Origin of the sequence: Longimicrobium sp. (assembly GCF_036554565.1) — a bacterium.
Lineage (GTDB): Bacteria > Gemmatimonadota > Gemmatimonadetes > Longimicrobiales > Longimicrobiaceae > Longimicrobium.
The window spans coordinates 1-5,250 of sequence record NZ_DATBNB010000668.1 but is presented as its reverse complement, the minus strand read 5'-3'; the positions used below and the strand labels follow the sequence as shown (position 1 = coordinate 5,250).

Here is a 5,250-nt window from a genome sequence, read left to right as displayed (position 1 = left end):
CCCGGCCGTGGGAGTGAGCACGCGCTCCGCCGGCTCCTCGCGGATGTCCGCCACGCCGGTGGCCACCAGCCCGTAGGCGATCTTGGCGACGTCGAAGTCCGCGCGGCCCAGCGTCTGCGCGATCTCCTTGAGCGTGCGCTCGCCGTCGATCTCCGCCAGCACCTCCCACTCCTTGGGGTGCAGGTCCAGCGTGGGCCCGTCGGGCGAGTCCATCACGAACACGGGGATCACCCCCATGTGCGGGATCTTGGTTTCCAGCGTGGACCACTCGTCCACCCGCCGCGCCGCCTCCATCAGCAGCGACTCGGTGCTCACCCGCACCGGCACGTTGCCGTTGGCGTTGACGGTGCCTTCCTCGAAGCGGAAGTAGCCGTCCTTCCACTGGATCAGCTCGAAGACGATCTCCTGGATCTGGAACTTCAGCTGGCGGCGCACCTCGTCGGCCGTCACCACGCCCTGCTCCACCAGAATGGCGCCCAGGCCCCGTCCCGGCGCGTACTTCTGCGCCAGGTGGGCGGCCTCGATCTGCGCCTCGGTCACCTTGCCCGCGCGGCGCAGCAGGTGGCCCAGCCGCTCGTGCGCGTGCCCCAGCTCGGCCGCGATGACGGCGCCGCGGTCGAAGCGCACCAGCGCGGGGCGGCTGCGCCCGTCCTCGGGAGTGATGGTGAGCGTGCCCGTCTTGCGCGACAGGTCCAGCAGCTGAAAGACGTCGGTCAGCGCCAGCTCGCGGAGCGGCCCTTCGATGGCCATGCGCTACACCCCCGCCGTCTCGGTGCGGAACACGCGGGCGACGTCCAGCGCCGTGGCGATGTTGTCGCGCGCCGCCTCGGCGTACGGCCCGCGCGGGTCTTCGTCCACCACGCGGCGCCAGTGCTCGATGGCCTCGCGGAAGTGCCGGTCGGCCGCGGCCACCACGCCCAGGTGAAAGTGCGCATCCACCCGCCCGGCGTCGAACTTGAGCACCCGCCCGAAGGCCCGCCGCGCGTCGTCGCGCCGCCCCTCGTCGGCCAGGGCCTGGCCCAGGAGCACCAGCCCCTCCAGGTGATAGGGATCGCCGGCCAGCAGGTCGATCAGCGTGCCCACCGCCTCGCCCGGTCGCCCGGCGCGGCGCAGCGCGGCCGCGAGAAGGAGCGCGGCCTCGCTGTACGTGGGGAGCACGTCGAGCGCGGCGCGGCACTCCGCCACCGCCTCTTCCACGCGGCCGGCGGAAAGGAGCAGGCGCCCCAGCTCCACGTGCGCGGCCACGAAGTCGGGGTCCAGCGCCACCGCCCGCCGCAGCGCCCGCTCCGCATCCTCCGCCCGGCCCGCCGCGAGCGCGGCGCGGCCCAGGTGGCGGAGGAGGGAAGGATCGCGGGGGGCGAGCTCGCAGGCGCGGGAAAAGACGCGCACGGCCTCGGCGGCCTCGCCCTGCAGCAGCAGCACCTCGCCCAGCACCTGCAGCGTGTCGCCGTCGTCCTCCACGTGCTCCAGCACGGTCTCCGCCGCCTCCCGTGCGTCCGCCAGCCGCCCCAGGCGCAGGAGCGCGCGGGCGCGCCCGCCCAGGACGCGGGCGTGCTCCGGCGTCCACGCCTGCCCCTCCAGCCGGGCGAGCGCGGCGTCGAAGCGCTCCAGCGCCTCGCCGTCCAGCCCCTGGCGCAAAAAGATGCGCGCGGTCAGCAGTGCGGCCTGCACGGGGTTGGCGCCGCCCACGGCCGCGCGGCGGATCTCGGCCAGGGCGCGGTCCAGCAGCCCCTTGGAAAGGTAGTCCTCGGCCAGGGCGAACGCGTCGGCGGCGGGGGCCGGGGCCGCGGGGGCGGCGACGGGCTGCAGCTCGGCGAAGATGCTGTCGAGGGCGCCCTCCTCGAAGGTGAACGCCTCTACGCCGCGCTCTTCGCCGCTGATGCGCTCGGCCGCGTCCAGCTCGGGGGCCAGCACCTCGGCGTACTCGAACTGCAGGTCAATCGCCAGCTTGTAGCGGGGGGTGGTGTAGTACGGGTTCAGCTCCAGCGCGCGCTTGGTTTCGCGCAGCGCGCCCTCGAAGTCGCCCAGGTTGCTGAGGACGAACGACAGGTTGTAGCGCGCCTCGGCGTGGTTGGGGTCGCCCTCCACCGCCCGGACGAAGGCGTTGCGAGCCTCCTCGTAGCGCCGCGTTTCCATCAGCACGGCGCCCACGCCGTTCCACGCGGCCGCCGCCTCGGCGTTGGCGCGCAAGGCGGCGCGGTAGGCATCCAGCGCGGGCGAGTGGCGGCCGCGGCGCAGGTACATCAGCCCGCGGTTGCACCAGGCGTCCACGAACTCCGGGCGCAGCCGTACCGCCTCGGTGAAGGCCGCGTCGGCGCCGTCGGGGTCGGACCGATGGAGGCGGACCACGCCCAGGTTGTTCCACGCCAGCGCGTAGCCGGGGTCCGCCTCCAGCGCGCGCTTGTAGCTGATCTCGGCCCCGCCCACGTCGCCCTGCTGGTGAAGGCAGGCGCCGCGCTCGTTCCACAGCTTGGGGCTGCGCTCGTCCTCGGCCAGCAGCCGGTCGTACAGGTCCAGCGCCTGCCCCGCCTTGCCCTGGAGCAGGTAGACCTCGGCCATGGCCTGGCGGGTGAGCGAAGGCTCCTCGCCCGACTCCAGCGCGCGGGTGAACTCGCGCAGCGCCTCTTCGTACAGCGCCTTCTGCCGGAAGGCGATGCCCAGGTTGTAGTGCGCCAGCACCCCGTCGGCCGCCACCTCGGGGCGGCGCACCCGTCCGCCCACCATCTCCTGGTACCGGGCCGACGAGTAGCGGTCCAGCGACAGGTTGGTCTGCGCCTTGGCGTAGTTGGGGTTGAGCTGCGTGGCGCGGCGCGAGCTGGCGGAGGCGCGCTCCATGTCGCCCATGTCGCCGTGCACGAAGGCCAGGACGTAGTGGGCGTCGGCCAGGTCGGGGTTCAGCTCGATGGCGCGGGTGAGCGCCCGCAGCGCCTCTTCGTTCAGGCCGCGGTTGTAGTACAGCTCGCCAAGGGAGAAGTGCAGGACGGCGCTGCCGGGGTCGCGGCGAACGGCGTGCTGGAACCACTCCATGGCCGCCTCGAAGTGCCCGCCGGCCTTTTCGGCCTGCCCCAGGGCGATGAGGGTGGCCAGGTCGTCGGGGTGCTGAGCGAGGACGCGCTTGAGCTCGGCGACGGAGCCCGCGCTGTCGCCGGTGTGCAGGTAGGCCTGGGCCAGGCGGCGCCGGGCGTCGGCGTCGGTGGGGTCTTCGCGCAGACGCTCGCGAAGCTCGCTGATCAGCCGGTCGTAGTAGCCGGTGTTGAAGTAGGCGATCTCCAGGTTGCGCTGGGCCACCTGCATCTTGGGGTCGATGGCCAGCGCGCGCTGGAACTGGCCGATCGCCTCCTCGTACATCCCCTTGTTGAAGTACAGGACGCCGAGGTTGTTGTGCGCGCCGGCATCGGCCGCGTCGATGCGCTGCGCGAAGCCGCGCAGGATGCGGAGGTCCCGCTCCGAGTGGGGCGGGCGGGCCGCCGCTTCGGGTGCGGTGGTATCCGTCACGTCAGGCAAGCCGGATGCTTTCGAGGATCTTCTGCAGCGACTCCACGTCGGGCAGCAGCAGGAACTGGCCGTTCACCCGGTCTTCGCCGTTCATGGCGAACTCGGTCTGAATGCAGAACACCACATCGCGCTCGTGCCCGAAGTTGGTGTACGCCGTGGTCATCACCGCGCCGCACAGGTCGATGACCAGCGAGGGCACGCTGGGCAGCAGCATCAGCCCCATGAAGTCGGAGATGGCGTTCATGTACGCCGCCGACAGGATGTTGCCGGCCTCCTTGATGGCGCTCTGCTCCAGCTCGCCGAAGACGTGCGCGCTCCCCTCGGGCCGGCGCAGCAGCATTTCGGCCAGGCGCATGGCGGCGTTGCGGGGAAAGATCAGCAGCGTGCGCCCCGTCAGGTCGCCCAGCATGTGCATCAGCACGGCGGCCACCACCTCGTCGGGGTTGCCGATGACGTCGGGCACCTCTTCCAACGGCACCACCGTCAGGCGGGGGACGTTGATCATGATGCGCGTGTTCGTCATCTGCGAAAGCGCCGTGGCCGCGTGTCCCGCGCCCATGTTCGACACTTCGCGCAGGCCGTCTAGCTGAACGGCTCCCAGTTCCCGCAGGTCGAGCGTCATCGGACCCTGTCCGTTTCGTCGTCGGAGGAAAGTTCGGCGCGCTACGCCGAGAGCGCCGCGGCGCCCAGCAGCGAGCCGGCGTCCAGGATCAGCGCCGGGCGCCCGTCGGAAAGGATCGTCGCGCCCGAAAACAGCTTCAGCGTGTCGGCCGTGGCGTCGAACGCCTTGACCACGATTTCCTGCTGGCCCAGCAGCTGGTCTACCTCCAGCCCCACCCGCTGCTCGCCCACTTCCAGGACCACCGCCGGGCGCTTGCCCGCGTCCGGTCCCGCGCCGTTGGTGCTCAGCAGCCGCCGCAGCGAGTGGAGGGGAATCACCTCGTCGCGCAGGAAGGCGACCGTCCGGCCGTTCACCGCGCCCACCTCCTCCGGCAGCAGGTGCACCGTCTCGCCCACGTGCGTCAGCGGCAGGGCGTAGGTTTCGCCGGACTGGCGGACCAGGAGCGCGCGCACGATGGCCAGCGTGGCGGGAAGCTGAAGCGTCATCGCCGTGCCGCGCCCCGGCTCGCTTTCGATCTCCAGCATGCCGCCCAGGGCGCGGACGCGCGTCGCCACCACGTCCAGCCCCACGCCTCGCCCCGACACGTCCGTCACCGTCTCCGCCGTCGAGAAGCCGGGGCGCGTGAGAAGACGATACACTTCCTCGTCCGTCATCCCGCGCGCCTCGTCGGGCGTCACCATGCCGTTGGCCATGGCCTTAGCCAGCACCCGCTCGCGCACGACGCCGCGCCCGTCGTCTTCCACGCGAATGACGATGCGGCTGCGCTCGCGGGCGGCGGAAAGGCGCAGGGTGCCCGTCTCCGGCTTGGCCGCCGCGCGCCGCTGGGCGGGCGATTCGATGCCGTGGTCCAGCGAGTTGCGCAGCAGGTGCACCACGGGGTCGCCGATCTCGTCGAGCATGGAGCGGTCGAGCTCGATCTCCTTGCCCTCGATGACGAAGTCCACCTTCTTGCCCAGCGACCGGGCTGCGTCGCGCACCAGCCGGGGAAAGCGGTCGAACACCTGCGTCACCGGCGCCATGCGCGCCCGCATGATCTCGTCCTGCAGCTCACCGATCAGACGCCCGGCCTGGTCGATGGTCTCCGCCAGCTCCGGTTCGGCCTGGCCCGCCAGCCGCCGCATGCGGTCGCGGAC

The 5,250-nt window shown here is 72.0% G+C and carries 4 protein-coding genes; all 4 read right to left on the bottom strand.

What is annotated here, in order from left to right:
• The coding region (locus VIB55_RS18525) for a DUF4388 domain-containing protein (RefSeq protein ID WP_331878155.1) at positions 1–750 on the bottom strand (750 nt) is incomplete at its 3' end.
• Between the two features lie 3 nt (positions 751–753).
• Positions 754–3,495: a tetratricopeptide repeat protein gene (locus tag VIB55_RS18520; protein WP_331878154.1), complete on the bottom strand. Its 2,742-nt coding sequence runs from the start codon at positions 3,493–3,495 to the stop codon at positions 754–756.
• Position 3,496: 1 nt separating this feature from the next.
• Complete coding sequence (locus tag VIB55_RS18515) at positions 3,497–4,117, bottom strand: chemotaxis protein CheC (RefSeq protein WP_331023843.1); 621 nt, start codon at positions 4,115–4,117, stop codon at positions 3,497–3,499.
• A gap of 41 nt (positions 4,118–4,158) precedes the next feature.
• Positions 4,159–5,250: chemotaxis protein CheA (locus VIB55_RS18510; RefSeq protein ID WP_331878153.1), on the bottom strand; the 1,092-nt coding region annotated here is incomplete at its 5' end.

What these genes read in the sequence shown, in the direction of transcription:
- VIB55_RS18515 (WP_331023843.1), bottom strand. Translation starts at nt 4,117, where the DNA reads ATGACGCTCGACCTGCGGGAACTGGGAGCCGTTCAGCTAGACGGCCTG.